We start from the raw sequence: 16,025 nt of genomic DNA, 5'->3' as shown, positions 1-16,025 counted from the left end.
TCTCCTATGCCGCGTCGGCTTGAGCTGTTGTACCGTCTAGCTCGCGGAAAATATTGGCATACAATTTGAAAAACATTTTTGCGCTATGAATGATCTGATCTTGTTCGTTTTTGTCGGTGATTTTGTTCATCAAGCCTTCAAAAAAGACGATGTGGTCCTGATCCAATGAGCCATGTGAACGTAAGTAGCTAAAGGCATTCGCCGGTAGGCCGAGTTTGTTTTTAATGTGTTCTGCAGCGTTATCTGCTAAGGCAATGCTAGTGCCTTCAAGCACGAAAACCATGCCAAAAAAACGCAATGGATTGATACGGTTAACCGCGTCGTAGGCGTACGCCACCATTAACTCTGTTGCGGATGCGGGTTGGCTTTTGCGTACGGTTTCTTTGTCCGCACCGCAGGCGGCGATGTCGTTTAATATCCATTCTTGATGACCCATTTCTTCTTCAATGTATTCGCCTACAGCTTCCCGTAGCCATTCCTTTTCTTCTGGCAAACGACTACCCACTGCCATCAATAATGGCACTGTGTGCTTGACGTGATGATAAGCCTGAGTCAAAAAATCAACGTAGTTTTCTAAGGTGATTTGGCCATGGAAACAGCGTTGGATAATAGGTGAGGTCACCAAGTATTGTCTTTCAGCTAGGGTTTCTTGTTGTAGACGTTGGTAAAGTGTCATAGTGATTCTCCAGATGCGGTGTTTAATCGTAAAAAAGTGTCTTGATATAAGGGTTCAATTTGGTCGGCAAAATACGCCAAAATCTTATCGCGAATCGGTTTTCCTGTGGCGGTGACCATGCCTGGAATAGTCATTAATGGTTGCTCGAGTGGAATCCAAGTGCCAACGCGTGCATAGTCAGGTAAGTGTTGATTCACCATGGAAACTACTTGTTGGATTTGCTCTTCGGTGATGTGTGTCGCCGCTGGGCTGAGTAACGCGCCGCAATACGGTTTGGCTTCACCAAATACTAATGTTTCGCGGAAATAACCCGTAGCCATGAGTTCGGCTTCTACCCATTCAGGTGACAAGTTGCGACCAAAAGAGTTAATGATGATGTTCTTCTCGCGACCATCAATGCTTAGAAAACCATTGGTTAAGCTAACTAAATCGCCAGTGCGCACTTCTTGTGGATAATAGCTTTCAGGCTGATTGAGATAACCAAGGAAAAGGTTGCCAGTGATCACTAATTCGCCTTGTTCAATATGCAGTTGATTATGAGGCAACACGGCACCGGCAGAGGCTTGATCTTCCTGCTCTGGCGTATTTAATGACACCACAGACGCGCATTCAGACAAGCCGTAACCTTGATAAACAGGCAAACCAAGAGCGTGCGCTTTTTGCACTAAACCAGCCGCGACTTTACCGCCGCCGACAGCGATAAATCTTAAGGACTGTGGTGGCTTCCAACCTTGCAGGCAGGCGCCAACTAGCAGTGAAAGCAACTCAGGTACCAAAATCAAACTGGTTGGTTGTTGCTGGCTTATCAGCGCGAGCAATTGTTGTGGCTGAGTCAAACGACTACCGCTAAAGCCACGTTCTTCTTGGCTTGCTAGAACGATGGTGCCGCCCACCAAAAGGGGTGAATAAACGCCCGCGATATTTTCTAACAAGGTCGCTAAAGGCAATAAACACAAATGACGAACGTCTTTTAGTGCCACAGCGTCTGCAAGAGAATGCGCGACATTTAGCTGCGATTCAGTACTCAAACAGACGCCTTTCGGGTTGCCTGTGGTGCCAGATGTAAAGGTGATCTTGTTGGTGCCAGTTGGAATCTGTGGCTTGTTTTGTACGGTTAAACGAGAGACATAAACACCTTCAAATGGGCTGTCTATTGCATCATTGTTAGTTGGGCTGTTACTGGTTTGTGTCAGCATTAATTCGATGCCGCTTTCATTAAGCAAATGTGCGGTTTGTTGAGGACTGAAAAAGCTCGGTACTGGCACGCAACAAAGTTTTGCTGCTTGGCAGGCTAGGTCAAACAAAACCCACTCAATGGTGTTGTCCATGGCGATGGCAACACGAGACACTTTCTGCGCCATTAGCCAGTTTTTACGAGCGGTCACGTCATCGGCTAATGCTTGATACGTTAGCTGTTTGTCTTGTTGTACTAGGGCGGTTTTATTTGCCCATTCTGGTGAAGAGAAATACCACATCATGCGTTCCTTAGCTGCTGCAATAAGTGTTGAAAATTCGCTTGAACAAGATCCATTAGGGCTTCGAGTTCAGGTTGTTGAAGGGCTAGAGCAACCGCTTTTTTCACATCCAAAAACATGACTTTAGGGTTGTTGTCGTAATAGCTGCCCCATTGGCTTCCGTCATTTTTTAGCAAGCTTGGATTGGCATCTGCTAAAAAAGTGAGTGGCAGTTTCAGCTTGCCAAGTAGCTGACGAACCTTGTCCGTTCCGGCAAAAACTAAATAGTTCACTTCGGAAAGATACAAGCCCATCACCACCGTCATTAATAATGGCAAGGTAAAACGCTGGTTCTGGCTATAAAGATTGCCCAGCTCTGCAACACTGGCACGTTCTGTCCAGATGCCATGTTTCTGTAAGCTCTCAGTAATCGACATAGGCAAATATTGCTCGACAAATAAAGGCTGAGTGCCACGACGAACGCCCAATACTGCTCTCAATCCTTGCGCTTTAACACCAAGCAGAATCGGCATAAACGTATTGATATCTGCTTGATATTTTTTGGCAAAGCCGTCCTTAATAAAAGTTTCTAAATCCCGTCGAGCACAACCGTCAGCATTCGCTGCAACAAACTTATAGGGCATAGTTGGGGTGGCGACAGTCGCTCGCACTTTGTTGGTTTGTAAGGAATCTGAATGCTGCATAATGGAATACACCTCAATTTGAATAGACTCAGATTAGAGGCTTAGCATTAAGAAAAACTTACGTTGAAATAGTATTTAATTAATAATAAAAAAATATTTTCTCATATGAATTTATGTCAATAAATCTATTAATATCATGTGCTTACTGTAATTTTTTGTGTTTTTCAGGACGCCTGTCAGCCTTAAGAAAAGTACTTTTCTTAAGGCGGCTTAAGAAAAAAGAATGAAAACTTAGCGGGTGAAACAAAGCCGCATATGCAAAATAGAAGAAGAGGGATGCTATGGGTATTTGATATGAGGATTTTTCATACATCTAAACAAAAAAAACCTATTTCGATTTAGTCGAGCACGACTTGGTTCGGTAGCGTACACTAGAATAACTTTATTTTACTCAATGGAAATGGAAAACCACATGCCTCTACTATCCCAAGAAGCCTTGACACTCAGAAACAACATTAAAATTTTAGGTTCGGGCTCTCAAACATTAGTGTTAGCCCATGGTTTCGGTTGTGATCAAAATATGTGGCGTTTTCTACTGCCTTCACTTGTTGAAAACTATACTGTCATTCTATTTGATTATGTAGGTTCTGGGCGTTCTGATCTAGCGGCCTTTGATCGAGATCGTTACGCTACCCTCGAAGGGTATGCTCAAGATGTTGTCGACATATGCGAAGGGTTTGACTTGCATGAAGTGCATTTTATTGGTCATTCTGTGAGCAGTATGATTGGAATGTTGGCCGCTTTAAAGGCACCTGAACGATTTGCCTCTCTCATTATGGTTTGTCCATCACCTTGTTTTTTAAATATACCTCCGGATTACAAAGGGGGATTTGATAAAGCGGACCTAGAAGAATTAATCGATTTGATGGATCAGAATTATATTGGGTGGGCGAACTATCTTGCACCACTGGTCATGGGGGAAATAGAGGACACAACATTAGTAGGTGAACTTGCAGACAGTTTTTGTTCAACGGACCCTATTATGGCTAAAACGTTTGCTAGGGCGACGTTTTTCTCCGATTACCGTCACCTTTTAACCGACTTACACTTACCTACCTTAATCCTTCAAAGTGAAACGGACTCATTAGCTTCGGTTGAAATCGGACAGTATATGCATCAAAAAATTGTGAACAGTGAGTTGCAATTGGTCGATACAAAAGGGCATTGTATTCATATGACGCACCCTGATGTGGTACTAAAACATTCGCATCGTTTTATTAGTAAGCGGGAATGACTATGCAGCAATCAGCGCAGATAGACTTAAATTATATTCCTTCTGGTTATATATTAACGAATAAGGATAGGGAAATCATTTTGGTCAATGATTATTTTGCTGATTTATTTGGTACACCCAGCGCCTACTTAATTCATCGCAGTATGTTTGATTTCTTTACGCCAGCCTCAAAGATTTTGTGCGATAGTTATGTATTTCCTTTGCTATATCATCACTCATCCCATGAAGAGATTCGCTTAACGTTTATCAATTCTGCAGGTGAGCGTATTCCCGTTATCGCTAATGCAAACCTGCATTCAGATTTAGATGAATGTATTTCCTGGAGTTTTTTTAACGCTTCACAACGAGATAAGTTATTTCAAGAACTCGTCGAATCTCGGCGTTTATTAGAACAGCAGTCTATTAAGCTAAAACAGCTTGCGACAACAGATTCCCTCACCGGCTTACCTAATCGAACATTGCTGACATCACGACTAAAGCAAAAAATGGTGCAGGCACTACAGGAACAGCAAACCTTTGCATTGGCGTTTCTTGATTTGGATAATTTTAAGCAAATAAACGATGAATTTGGTCATCATATTGGCGACAAAGTACTTGGATTTATTGCTGGTCGCATACTTCACTCAGTGAATGATATGGGGTTAGTCTCCCGCTTTGGCGGTGATGAATTTGTGTTTATTTTAGATGGCGACAAAGACTCTATTACTAAAACTTTAACAAATTTGCTGTCGCACATTGTGCAACCTATGACCATTGGCGCTATACAACTGCATATTTCTGGCAGCATTGGTGTGAGTTACTATCCTCAAGGATTAAACTCTGAACATTTAGAACCCGATCAACTCATTCGTCAATCTGACCAAGCCATGTATGGCGCTAAGCTAAAAGGTCGGAATGCTTTGAATGAATTTAATATCTATGAAGAAAGCCAAGAAATAAAGCGCAATCAATTGCATGACGATATTTTAACGGCTGCCGACCACCATCAGTTTGAGCTTTACTATCAGCCTAAAGTCAATATGCGTACTCATGAAATACTAGGAGTCGAAGCACTAATTCGTTGGAATCATCCAGAGAAAGGCCTGATTATGCCAAACGATTTTTTGCCATTTATTTCTAATCATCCACTTGAAATACACATTGGCCAATGGGTCATTGAAACGGCCATTAAGCAAATGAGTCACTGGATAGACCAAGATCATCCTATCGGTATTAGCGTCAATATCGCTGGCTATCATTTACAGAGTTCTGGCTTTATGGACAACTTGCTGGAAACGTTTCGCCGATATCCTAATGTTCCTTACAATCTACTAGAGTTAGAAATTCTTGAGACGTCTGCCATTGATGATCTACACCAAGTCGACTCGATCTTATCTGAGTGTAAAATGATTGGTGTGAAGATATCCCTAGACGATTTCGGTACGGGTTACTCGTCTTTGAGCCATTTGAAAAAGTTGACGGTGGACACACTGAAAATCGATCAAACATTTGTTCGCAATATGCTTGAAGATGAGAATGACTTGGCAATACTAACCGGAGTGATTGGTTTTGCTAATGCTTTTAAACGTAATGTCATCGCTGAGGGGGTAGAAACTCGAGCTCATATGGAAAACCTAATAGAGCTAGGCTGTGATTGGGGGCAAGGCTATTTTATTGCCAGACCCATGCCGGCTAAAAAATTACAAGAATGGATGACACAATGGCGTTTGAATCCTATCCTGTCAGCCGTCACGCATTAAACACAAGGTTAGGCGACGTTAATTTAGCCTTCTTAGAGGGGCAAAGGGTACACACCTTTAGGATAACTTGATCTAATGTGAAGAGTAGTGGCGAGCGGTTTCCTCTCTTACGTGTTTTTTCAGTTGCTTTATAAAGTGGGTTTCAATGTCATTTAAACTCACCGTTTCCGGAGTGACTAGGTAGATTTCTGTCATCGGAAAGTCGTTGTAGGGCGGCAAAGACCACAATAAACCTTGATCGACATAAGGTTGTGCGCTGTCTATAGTGAGTGCCCCAAACCCGATTCCGGTGAGAATAAGACGTCGTATTTCTTCGACATTAGAAGAAACAGCCACCAGCCTTCCCCAGAATTGATGCTCTTGCCGAAATTGTGCTATGGCGTCTAACCCTTCTCCTGGCTGGTCGCTTTCAAAAGAGATGTAAGCGCCGCCTTTTACGTCCTCCAATGTAAGATCGTTTTTGCCAAAGCAAGGATGATCTGGCCCACAGTAAAAGCCCATTTTTTCATAGCCAATAAAGTCAAAACGCAAACCGGTTTTCGCTATTTTTTTATTACTTAGCCCTATGTGCAATGTGCCTTCCGTCACGTGGCTGACGATGTCGGCACTTGGCTGAGTATTAATATTAAAGATCACGTTTGGGTATAGGGCATGGTAACTGGCTAAGGTTTTATCGAAGGCGGGGCATTGTAAGTGGCTGGCAATTTCTATCGTAATTTCACCTTGGATTGTGTCTTGCTGCTCAACGAAATGGTCGGCCATGTTGCTGATAACACGGCTAGCGGCTGAGGCATACTCGTACACTCTCATGCCTTGAAGTGTCAGAGCGAAAACCCCTTTTTTTCTCAAGATAAGACGTTTGTCAAAATGCTCTTCTAGCCTTTTTAAGGCATTACTCACACTGGGTTGGCTGAGTGACAGTTTGCGGGCGGCCGCACTGATACCGCCCTCATTAACTATGATCAAAAAGGTATAGAGCAGGTTCCAATCTAGGTTGCGTAATAGCTTATCTTTGGTGGACAGCATAGGGGGATCTCCTCGATATATCCTTATTGTTTCAGCATTATGTATAGCAGTGAGCTATGTATATCATATTTATTCATCATTATTACAATTATTGTTTTTTGGTGATACTCAATATCACTTCTAGCAAACTGCTATCTTGGGTATGCCAGATACTATTTTGTATAAGCAAAGGAACTCAGTATGAAAAACATGTTTTTGACCAGTGCCGTTCTCACCTGCCTCTCCATGACAGCGATGACCGCGGTTGCCAGTGATACGTTACGGATTGGAACAGAAGGTGCTTACCCTCCGTTCAATTACTACAAAGCGGATGGGCAACTAGCGGGTTTTGACATCGATATCGGCCGTGCCATTTGTGCAGAAATGCAGCGTGAATGTACCTTTGTTGCACAGGACTGGGACGGCATTATTCCGGCCTTGTTGGCCAATAAATACGATGTGGTGTTAGCGTCCATGTTCATAACAGAAGCGCGAAAAGAGCAAGTCGCCTTTACTGATCCTTACCAAGCGTCTGCGATGACCTTTGTGGCGGACAAATATGTCTCTCTAACCGACGTATCCCCTCAGGCGATGAAAGGTAAGATCATTGGTGCACAAGGATCGACCACACAGGCGGAGTTCTTACTAGCCAACTACCCAGACTCAGAAATACGCCTCTATCCGACCCAAGACGCGGTTAATTTAGATTTAGCCAGCGGTCGTATTGATGCCCAAGCCGGTGACATTATGCCAATGACAGACTGGTTAAATTCGGCTGAAGGTGCTTGCTGTGAGCGTGTTGGAGAATTGATTACTGACCCAGCCTATGTCGGCGAAGGGGTAGGGATTGCACTGCGTAAAGAAGACACGGCGTTACTGGCTGAGCTCAATGAGGCATTGGCCGCCATTATTGCGAATGGTACGTATCAAAAAATCAATGATGAATACTTTTCACTGAACCTTCTGACCTTGAAATAGGCCATTTAGAAAGGCATTGGCCGTGTTAACAATGCCTTTCTAAACCATTTCGTATCTTTTTATGTCTTTTGTGAAGAGTGATAAAAAAAATGACAACATTCTCAGAAGCGATGGTGTTCCTCAGTGTTGGCGATGTGGGATGGGGGGATGAGTTACTGGCGGGGTTGGGTATCACGTTACTGCTCGCGTTCACCGCACTGCCAGTCGGGTTATTTTTAGGAGCTTGTGTTGCAGCTTTGTCAGTGAGTAAGCAGCGCGTCGCAACCACGTTTGCCTTACTTTACACCACCATAATCAGAGGGCTACCAGAGCTACTCACACTGTTTATGATTTACCACGGTGTGGGATTGCTGATCAATCAGCTGTTGAAATGGTTGAGCCCCAATAATGGGTATTTTGAATTCAGCCCATTTTTGGCGGGCGTGGTTGCACTTGGTTTGGTGTTTAGCGGTTACGCCGCCGAAGTTCTCCGGGGGGCCTGGCAGTCGATTGATAAAGGCCAAAAGGAAGCGGGCTTTTCGTTAGCAATGGGGCGATTGCAAATATTTTGGCTGATCGAACGGCCGCAGATTATGCGCTTGGCGTTGCCAGGATTGGGGAATTTATGGATTAACCTAGTAAAGGATACGGCGCTGGTGTCGGTTATTGCCCTGAACGATCTCATGCGGATGACCAATATCGCGGTCGGGTCCACAAAGCAGCCTTTCTTGTTTTACCTAACGGTGTGCGTACTGTATTGGGCGGTGTGTATTATCTTCGAACGGGTACTGGGTTACATGGAAAAGCGGGCTAATCGTGGCATTCGCTCTCATCATTAATAAAGGAATTATAGGGAATCACTGTGCTGAATATTATTCAAAACTACGCGCCTGTATTGCTTGATGGTGCCATGCTCACGATGAAGATCACTTTTACCGCGGTGATCATTGCGGCGGTGTTTGCTTTGCCTTTGGCGATTTTAAGAACACGACAAGAGCGTTATTTTCGCTTGCCGGTACAGGTTTTTATCTCTTTTTTTCGAGGTACCCCCTTAATTGCCCAGCTTTTTTTGGTGTACTACGGATCGGGGCAGTTTCGGCCTTTTCTAATGGAGGTCGGTTTATGGGGCTTTTTCCGAGATCCCGTTAATTCGGCCTTGTTGGCCTTCACTTTGAATTCCTTAGCGTATCAAACGGAAATTTTGCGTGGCGCAATTCAATCTGTGAACGGCGGAGCCATTGAGGCAGGCAGAGCCATTGGGATGAAAGCCACCTTGCTTTATCGTCGCATTATCATGCCACTGGCTTATCGTCTTGCGTTTCCTGCTTTGGGTAATGAGTGCATTTTGATGCTCAAAGGCAGTGCTGTCGCCAGTGTGATCACTGTTATGGATCTGATGGGACAAACAAGACGAGTGTTTTCGCAAACGTTTGATATCTCAACGTATTTTGCGGCAGCATGTGTCTACTTACTCATAACGACGGGCTTTGTACTTCTCTGGCGACAATTAGAGCGTCATCTCATTCGAGTGCATTAATCAGCAAAACATTAATCAGCAATACGTTAACCAACAACATATTAACCACACAACGACCATTTACAGGGGTGTTTTCACTTCTGCAGGTTCGTTTGACTTAAAAAGGAAGACAATCATGAATACGTTAACATTGAACGCACCTTACTTGGTTTTCTTAGGCGATGCCAATGACCTTATTATGGCGAAAGTGGCAAAAGGCATTGCTCATTGGCGTCCAGAGAAATGTGTCGCGCAATTGCGATTGGCGGGAGCAAAAGCCGATCTGGGTTTGCCAGACATGTCAGTGCAAGAAGCGGCCGCCGCGGGAGCAAAAACCTTTGTAGTAGGCTTGGCACCTATCGGTGGCACCTTACCAAAAGAGTGGATTGGACTGTTAATAGAGGCCATGGAAGCTGGGTTAGACATCGCCAGTGGTTTACACATGAGACTGGTGGATATTCCTGAACTTGTGGCGGCCGCCGAGCGTACTGGACAGACCTTGTATGACGTTCGTATTCCAAAAGGCGAGATGGTGTGTGGTACAGGGTTGCCGCGTTCTGGCAAGCGCTTATTGAGTGTGGGCACCGATTGCTGCGTGGGTAAGATGTTTACCACCTTAGCGATTCATAAAGAAATGGCACAGCGAGGTATGAATGCGACCTTTAGAGCGACTGGTCAGACAGGTATTCTGATTGAAGGTAATGGGGTGCCGGTAGACGCTGTGGTATCGGATTTTATCGCTGGTATGGTTGAAGTTTTGTCACCTGATAACACCGCGGATCATTGGGATATTATTGAAGGTCAAGGGTCTTTGTTTCATCCGGCTTATGCGGGTGTCAGTCTGGGTTTGCTCCATGGAGCACAAGCCGATGTACTGATTGTTTGTCATGAAGCAGGTCGCGTGCAGATGGACTCTATGGATGGGTATTTGGTGCCAGAACTGGATAAAGTGATTGAAACCAATCTTGCCATGGGGGCCGTGACTAATCCAAATATTCGCCTAGGGGGAATTGCGTTAAACACCGTTAATTTGACCCATGAAGACGCCTTAAAAGAGATTGCCCGCGTAGAAGCCAAGTTTGGTGTGCCTGTGGTAGATCCAGTGCGTACGGGTGTGGCTTCCATCGTGGACAATTTGGAGACCTTATAATGCGATGCATGACGATTGATGTTGAAAAGTGGCCCTTACACGAACCCTTTGTCATTTCTCGTATGGTGCAATTAAACGGCGAGGTGATCGTCGTCACTATTGAGCAAGAAGGCGTTGTTGGGCGCGGTGAATGTGAACGCATGGATGTGTTCGAAGCCGATTATCCTGATGTCTTGAAGATGGTTGAAGGGGTGAAAAGCCTAGTGGAGTCGGGTATGAGTCGCGATGAATTGGCTGAGCATCTGCCTGCCGGTGCGGCCAGAAACGCAATCGACTGCGCACTTTTTGAATTAGATGCCAAGTTAGCGGGACAAGCTGCTTGGCAATTTGCCGGATTTCAAGCGCCGCCTAAAGAAGTGACAACCGTGTTTACCTTGTCGTTAGACACGCCAGACAATATGGCAAAAGCCGCAGCGGTGCAAAAGCATCGTCCTATTTTAAAGTTAAAATTGGGACGCGAAGACGATTTAGCACGTGTGCAAGCGATTCGTGCGGCGGCCCCAGACACACGTCTGGTGATAGACGCCAATACTGGCTGGAGCTTCGAACAGCTTGAAGCCTATTTGCCTCAACTTGCATTGTTGGGTGTGGAGATGATCGAACAACCTCTGGGGGCGGCGGAAGAGCATTTACTGGAGGGGCTCAACCCCGAGATTCCGCTGGTGGCCGATGAATCTTGTTTAGATCGTTCGTCTCTTGGGGCCTTAAAAGGGCGTTACCAAGCGATCAATATAAAGCTGGATAAAACAGGCGGCATGACGGAAGCTCTCGCGTTATTGAATGAGGCGCAGCAACAAGGCTTTGATATCATGGTGGGTTGCATGGTGGGCACCTCTTTGGCGATGGCTCCTGCTTTACTGCTGGCCCAACAGGCGCGTTGGGTGGATATTGATGGCCCGCTTTTATTGTCCAAAGATCGGCTTCCGGCTTTGCGCTACGAGGGGAGCGTAGTGCATCCCGTTGAAGGCGTTTGGGGATAAAGAGGGTACCCATAAAAAAATCCCGGTTCTCAACATGATGATTGAGAATCGGGATTTTTTCGTTTTGAGATTAGCTAATCTGACAGGTTAAGGTGAATCATAAAACCAATAGGTATCGTTTTACACTTTAAACTTATCCAATGCCTTAGCTTGCTTGTTCGTGATGTCTACCATAGCTTGGCATAGGGCTTCTTGTTCTTTTGCGGCTTCCGATACCGCCTGACTGATGTCTCGAATATTGGTGGTATTACGGTTGATTTCGTTTGAAGTAGCGCTTTGCTGTTCTGCTGCGGTGGCGATCTGAACGTTCATGTCATTAATCTCCAGTATGCTAGCGCGGATTGCGTGCAGTGCCTCTTTAGCTTGCTCGGCAACACCTTGAGTGTGCTTCGCATTATCCTTGCTTTTGAGAATCACATTTTCCGCATTTTTCACACCGCCCTGAAGCTGGTGAATCATTTTATTGATCTGCTCAGTCGACTCTTGTGTTTTAGATGCCAAGGTGCGAACTTCATCGGCAACAACAGCAAAGCCACGACCTTGCTCGCCCGCGCGAGCGGCTTCTATGGCGGCGTTCAGTGCCAACAAGTTCGTCTGATCGGCAATGTCAGTAATCACGGTTAAGATAGATTCAATATTGTTACTGTAACCCACTAACTCATTGATGGTGGTGACCACACTGTCGGTTTGTTCTGTTAGCTCAGCAATGGATTGAGTCGTGCGGTTAACGATTTCTTCCCCACTTTTGGCCGAAGTATCCGCTTGATTCGCTCGTTCCGCGGCAGTCTGTGCGCTACCAGCGACGTCATGAGCAGTGGCAGACATTTCATGCATAGCGGTGGCAAGCTGGTCTAGCTCGCTCAACTGGGTTCGTAATTGTTTGGCTGAGTTTGCAGACGACAAGGCCGTCTTGTCAGTATTTGATCTCACATCAACGGACAAACTTTTTATGTCGCGAATGAGTGTCTGCAAATAATCAATGAAGCGATTGAAGTCGCTCGAAACCTGACCAAATTCGTCATTACTAACAATGCTGAGTCGTTTTGTTAAATCCCCATTGCCACTATTAATGTCGTGCAAAGATTGACGCAATGCTTGTAAAGGTTTGAGCAATTGGCTGACGACCAAGTATAGGATGAAAGAGGCCAAGGTTGCTGCAATGATGGTACTTATCAAGGCGATCCAGCCAAATTCACGCACATCTTGTAATACTTTATCCTGATCTAAAACAACACCGATATACCATTTTGCACCGTAGAGATTGGTCAATGGCGTGAAGGAGATATAGGCGGCACGGCCATCTTTTAACGTGACCTCATTTAGGTTCTTATTCAGCGAAGGCATAGCGCCTGCGATGAAATCCGTCATTTTTTTGCCATTTAACTCGGCTTCTGGGTGACTGATGATATTGCCAGCGTCATTTAGTAAGAAAGCATAACCTGTGTCATTGAAGTTAAGCGTATTGACCGCATCTGACACGGTTTTCAAGCTTAAATCGCCACCAAAGGCGCCTTTGAACTGACCTTTATCATAAAAGTTAGCGACAGCTGAAATCAGAATCTCCCCCGATGCCGCATCAGGATAAGGGTCTGTTAAAATGGCTTCTTTGTGTGCTTGCGCTAATGGATACCAAGGTCGTTTACGGGCATCCCAACCGGTTGGGTTCCAACTTGGATCGTTGGTAATGCGTTCTCCATCTGTGGAGAGCCCTCCAAACATGAGTAAGAACTCATTTTTGTACACGGGCAAATCGAAGGTTTTTTGAATGGTTTGCCCTGAAAAATCGTTATCTATGATTTGTGCGGCGGTATTGATTAGTACCAACTTACCGTTAAGCCAGTTATTGACTTGCTCTGCTAATGCAAGGCTGCTTTCTTGGGTGCTGGTTGAGGTTTTTTCAAATAAAGCGCTTTTTAAGCTGCTGTATTGTATCCATGAATAAAGGGCGAAGGCTAAGATAACGACGGCTGAAGCGCAGAGCGCAACTTTTTGGGATACTTTCATAGGGATACCTTATTTAAAGGGTCAAGGGTCATTCTATACTCACAAGACAGCACCGCTGTTTTAAACCATCCCTAAACTTTTAAACAAGGCGGTCTGCTGTCAACTTCTTAATATTAGCATCCGTGTTAAGAATTAGAAATAAATGTGTACAAAGTGTGGCTGTTAATGCCATTTTTGTTGGTGAAAGCGTTCAATTAACCCGTCTTCACTCCAGCGAAATACATAGAGCCATTCATTGTCGATTAAATGACGGACATTATCGTGCTTTGACGCGATGGTTTCGATGGCTTCTTTTGGGGCGGCGATGTACACGGCAAGTCGTTGTGGCTGGTGCATCCATTTTTCGCCATTGTGCAGGGATTGCATTGAAAGGCCAATGCGGAGGTCGCCGCCGTTGCCTTCGAATACCCCTATGTTGCCTCCAACCGCGTTATGTAAGACCTTGTTGCCACAGCCATATTTTAGGTTATCTGTTACCGACGCGTTGTACTGCATGTTGATCCAGTTGGTGACTATCATGGGAGCAGTCATGATGAGTTCAAGTACGCTAAACCCGGTGTCATTTTGCCATTGGTAATCGTGTAAAAAACTGCGGCCTTGTAGGTCTACTTGGCGGGTCCAGTTTCTAGGAGCAACAATAAATGCGGCATTGTTAGCCAATCCCCATTCAGGACGCACTTGAGACCAGTCTTTGCTACGTTTTAAATAAGCTTTGTTGAGTTTGTCATCATCAGCCTTGAGTAAACTTGGGTCTATTTGGGCGATGCGTTCCCGTTGCGCTTTTTTTGTTGCGGCATCGAGCCAGTGTTGAATTTTCTCATCGAGAGGATCATCAAAACAACGTATGTGATCCGTTGTGGTGTTGTGCAGTGCGGCAATAAAACGGCTGCTGGGTGGAATCTCCACCCCAAGGGTTTTAAGTTCCGCTCGGACATCTAAATTATTGAGTAGTTGGGCCAATACTCTGACGTTTATTTCCCCTGTTTGCCCGCCACAGGCACCGCAATCCAGCCCAGCCGCGTGAAGATTGTTCGTAGTGTGGCTACCGTGTCCGACCAACAAAATCGTGTTAGCAAAATGCGTTAAGCCCATGGCGTGTAAAATGCCTTTTGCCAGTTGAGCTTGTTCTCTGACTGATAACACCTGTCCTGCTTGCGTCAGCGTCCATTTTGTTTGATGACTCAGACGACTAAACGGGTTTTCTTCACTCTTAGGCAAAAATGACTGTTTCAGCATTTTAAACGCATACAACCACCCCATGGATTCCACCATAGAAAACGTCGACGGGGCGGCTTGTGACCAGCCATGCCAACGGGCTGTTTTGTTTATTTGAGAAGCCGTGTTGTCGGTGGATGCCTCTTCGGTCAGTGTTGCTTTGGTTGAAGCGGCTTCAGTAACTTGAATGGCAGGCTTTAATAGCCCTGGTAACTGTGGTCGAGATAAGGGGCTGGCTTGAGATTGATACTCTATGGGTAGGCCAAAAAATCCCGCAAACCCCAAGGTCTGAATGTCGTTACTTTGTGCTTCTAAGGCACGACGTATGACCTCAGAACGCACATCAATGCAAAAGGCCGCTTGCAGTTTGGGCGCTGTAGATGCAGGTTGTGGCTTCGCAGTCAGTAAGGTGCGATGAAGTCGATGGTGATAACTCAGTTCAGCGGCTTTTGCCCAGACCCACAACAGACTTTGCGCTTCTTGTTGTTGGCGAATGAGACGGGGTAGTTGTGCTTTTTCACGTGACCAGAGTACGTTCAACAGTTCGGCATGCTTTGGTTCTTTTGCTTGATAATAGCGCCAGATAACCAGCTCCCAAGCCATGCGTATGGCCAACAAGGACAACATATCGTCGTTGGGTTGAGCATAAAGGTCGCCTTGCCAGCGCAGATAGGCTACCCAAGAGGCCCAGCCATTAATGTCGAGCAAGAGTGCGTGAGCATAATGCCCTAATGCGTCATCACTCAGTTTTAGGGTATCAATCGCTAAAGAGAAAACCTGTTCCTGTGTCTCGGGTAAGTGTTGAAAAAAGTGATGCAGTCCAGACTCATCCAAAATAATGCTGATGCCCTTGTCTTGGCGTGTCACGTCTAGCCAGTGTTGATATAAATCAGGCTGATGATCGATGTTTTGTCGTCCTAAAATTGGGCGCAGTTGCTGATAATGCGCGGCGCAAAACTGGCTAATTTGATGGGTTATTTCATCACGCCAGGCCATTTTATGAGGATCACGCTCATGGTCTAGTAAGTCTGCAATATTGTGCCAATTGGCGATGGGGTTTTCTTGTTCCAAGAAGGCTTCAAGGACGGCTTGATCTAGGCTTACACCTTGTTCCTGTGCCGCTTGCTGCAGTGCACCCGAGGTTATCTCACCAGATTGATAATGATTAAGATAATAGGTTTTTGGCATCAAGAGTTGAGCGTGTCCTAACGTGCTGAGTGTCGCACTGACTTGCTCAATCGGTTGGTGGCGCATTGGCCAAAAAGGGTTCACGGCAATCATTTGATCCAGCGGCCAGGTTGGCGCTATGTTCTGAGCTGCCGCCTTTAATATCGATGTTTGTTTTTCTGTCAGCATAGGGCTTTGGTTGACGTCGATGGCGGAATGCATCT

General features: G+C 45.4%; 13 protein-coding genes. 7 read left to right on the top strand and 6 right to left on the bottom strand.

What is annotated here, in order from left to right:
* Positions 1 to 4: 4 nt before the first annotated feature.
* From EBI00_RS04075 to EBI00_RS04065, 3 genes are read right to left on the bottom strand one after another with little or no spacing between them, the layout of a single operon-like run.
* Complete coding sequence (locus EBI00_RS04075; protein ID WP_123094646.1) at positions 5 to 676, bottom strand: iron-containing redox enzyme family protein; 672 nt, start codon at positions 674 to 676, stop codon at positions 5 to 7.
* A complete protein-coding gene (locus EBI00_RS04070) occupies positions 673 to 2,154 on the bottom strand; it encodes an AMP-binding protein (protein ID WP_241556944.1) in 1,482 nt (493 codons plus the stop codon). Before EBI00_RS04070 ends, EBI00_RS04075 begins: the two co-directional genes overlap by 4 nt.
* Positions 2,151 to 2,834, bottom strand: a complete 684-nt coding sequence (locus tag EBI00_RS04065; protein ID WP_123094644.1) for a thermostable hemolysin — start codon at positions 2,832 to 2,834, stop codon at positions 2,151 to 2,153. The genes EBI00_RS04070 and EBI00_RS04065 overlap by 4 nt, the downstream gene beginning before the upstream one ends.
* Positions 2,835 to 3,246: 412 nt before the next feature.
* On the opposite strand from EBI00_RS04065, the gene EBI00_RS04060 reads away from it, so the two are divergent.
* Both EBI00_RS04060 and EBI00_RS04055 read left to right on the top strand, forming a co-directional pair.
* Positions 3,247 to 4,068 carry an alpha/beta fold hydrolase gene (locus EBI00_RS04060; RefSeq protein ID WP_123094643.1) on the top strand — a complete coding sequence of 274 codons (822 nt, stop codon included), beginning with the start codon at positions 3,247 to 3,249 and terminating at the stop codon, positions 4,066 to 4,068.
* 2 nt (positions 4,069 to 4,070) lie between these two features.
* Positions 4,071 to 5,807, top strand: a complete 1,737-nt coding sequence (locus EBI00_RS04055; protein ID WP_158600735.1) for a putative bifunctional diguanylate cyclase/phosphodiesterase — start codon at positions 4,071 to 4,073, stop codon at positions 5,805 to 5,807.
* A gap of 72 nt (positions 5,808 to 5,879) precedes the next feature.
* Here EBI00_RS04055 and EBI00_RS04050 read toward each other — a convergent pair whose 3' ends face one another.
* On the bottom strand, positions 5,880 to 6,833 hold the full coding sequence (locus tag EBI00_RS04050; RefSeq protein WP_123094641.1) for a LysR family transcriptional regulator: 954 nt from the start codon (positions 6,831 to 6,833) through the stop codon (positions 5,880 to 5,882).
* A 180-nt stretch (positions 6,834 to 7,013) separates the two neighbouring features.
* Between EBI00_RS04050 and EBI00_RS04045 the strand changes: the two genes are divergently transcribed.
* The 5 genes from EBI00_RS04045 (at position 7,014) to dgcA (ending at position 11,415) form a co-directional block, all read left to right on the top strand.
* Positions 7,014 to 7,790, top strand: coding sequence for an ABC transporter substrate-binding protein (locus EBI00_RS04045; RefSeq protein WP_123094640.1), 777 nt, complete (start codon positions 7,014 to 7,016; stop codon positions 7,788 to 7,790).
* 89 nt (positions 7,791 to 7,879) lie between these two features.
* On the top strand, positions 7,880 to 8,608 hold the full coding sequence (locus tag EBI00_RS04040) for an ABC transporter permease (protein ID WP_241556943.1): 729 nt from the start codon (positions 7,880 to 7,882) through the stop codon (positions 8,606 to 8,608).
* 23 nt (positions 8,609 to 8,631) lie between these two features.
* A complete protein-coding gene (locus tag EBI00_RS04035; RefSeq protein WP_123094639.1) occupies positions 8,632 to 9,306 on the top strand; it encodes an ABC transporter permease in 675 nt (224 codons plus the stop codon).
* A 115-nt stretch (positions 9,307 to 9,421) separates the two neighbouring features.
* On the top strand, positions 9,422 to 10,435 hold the full coding sequence (dgcN, locus tag EBI00_RS04030) for an N-acetyltransferase DgcN (protein WP_123094638.1): 1,014 nt from the start codon (positions 9,422 to 9,424) through the stop codon (positions 10,433 to 10,435).
* Positions 10,435 to 11,415, top strand: coding sequence for an N-acetyl-D-Glu racemase DgcA (gene dgcA, locus EBI00_RS04025; protein ID WP_123094637.1), 981 nt, complete (start codon positions 10,435 to 10,437; stop codon positions 11,413 to 11,415). Before dgcN ends, dgcA begins: the two co-directional genes overlap by 1 nt.
* 120 nt (positions 11,416 to 11,535) lie before the next feature.
* Here dgcA and EBI00_RS04020 read toward each other — a convergent pair whose 3' ends face one another.
* Together EBI00_RS04020 and EBI00_RS04015 are read right to left on the bottom strand one after the other, a co-directional pair.
* A complete protein-coding gene (locus EBI00_RS04020; RefSeq protein WP_123094636.1) occupies positions 11,536 to 13,419 on the bottom strand; it encodes a methyl-accepting chemotaxis protein in 1,884 nt (627 codons plus the stop codon).
* Between the two features lie 162 nt (positions 13,420 to 13,581).
* Positions 13,582 to 16,023 carry a YbcC family protein gene (locus tag EBI00_RS04015; protein WP_123094635.1) on the bottom strand — a complete coding sequence of 814 codons (2,442 nt, stop codon included), beginning with the start codon at positions 16,021 to 16,023 and terminating at the stop codon, positions 13,582 to 13,584.
* Between the last annotated feature and the right edge of the window lie 2 nt (positions 16,024 to 16,025).

The sequence above is a fragment of the Marinomonas hwangdonensis genome (assembly GCF_003721245.1).
Classification (GTDB): Bacteria; Pseudomonadota; Gammaproteobacteria; order Pseudomonadales; family Marinomonadaceae; genus Marinomonas; species Marinomonas hwangdonensis.
This window is presented reverse-complemented; position numbering and strand designations above follow the sequence as displayed.

What these genes read in the sequence shown, in the direction of transcription:
- EBI00_RS04075 (WP_123094646.1), bottom strand. Translation starts at nt 676, where the DNA reads ATGACACTTTACCAACGTCTACAACAAGAAACCCTAGCTGAAAGACAA.
- EBI00_RS04070 (WP_241556944.1), bottom strand. Translation starts at nt 2,154, where the DNA reads ATGATGTGGTATTTCTCTTCACCAGAATGGGCAAATAAAACCGCCCTA.
- EBI00_RS04065 (WP_123094644.1), bottom strand. Translation starts at nt 2,834, where the DNA reads ATGCAGCATTCAGATTCCTTACAAACCAACAAAGTGCGAGCGACTGTC.
- EBI00_RS04060 (WP_123094643.1), top strand. Translation starts at nt 3,247, where the DNA reads ATGCCTCTACTATCCCAAGAAGCCTTGACACTCAGAAACAACATTAAA.
- EBI00_RS04055 (WP_158600735.1), top strand. Translation starts at nt 4,071, where the DNA reads ATGCAGCAATCAGCGCAGATAGACTTAAATTATATTCCTTCTGGTTAT.
- EBI00_RS04050 (WP_123094641.1), bottom strand. Translation starts at nt 6,833, where the DNA reads ATGCTGTCCACCAAAGATAAGCTATTACGCAACCTAGATTGGAACCTG.
- EBI00_RS04045 (WP_123094640.1), top strand. Translation starts at nt 7,014, where the DNA reads ATGAAAAACATGTTTTTGACCAGTGCCGTTCTCACCTGCCTCTCCATG.
- EBI00_RS04040 (WP_241556943.1), top strand. Translation starts at nt 7,880, where the DNA reads ATGACAACATTCTCAGAAGCGATGGTGTTCCTCAGTGTTGGCGATGTG.
- dgcN (WP_123094638.1), top strand. Translation starts at nt 9,422, where the DNA reads ATGAATACGTTAACATTGAACGCACCTTACTTGGTTTTCTTAGGCGAT.
- dgcA (WP_123094637.1), top strand. Translation starts at nt 10,435, where the DNA reads ATGCGATGCATGACGATTGATGTTGAAAAGTGGCCCTTACACGAACCC.
- EBI00_RS04020 (WP_123094636.1), bottom strand. Translation starts at nt 13,419, where the DNA reads ATGAAAGTATCCCAAAAAGTTGCGCTCTGCGCTTCAGCCGTCGTTATC.
- EBI00_RS04015 (WP_123094635.1), bottom strand. Translation starts at nt 16,023, where the DNA reads ATGCATTCCGCCATCGACGTCAACCAAAGCCCTATGCTGACAGAAAAA.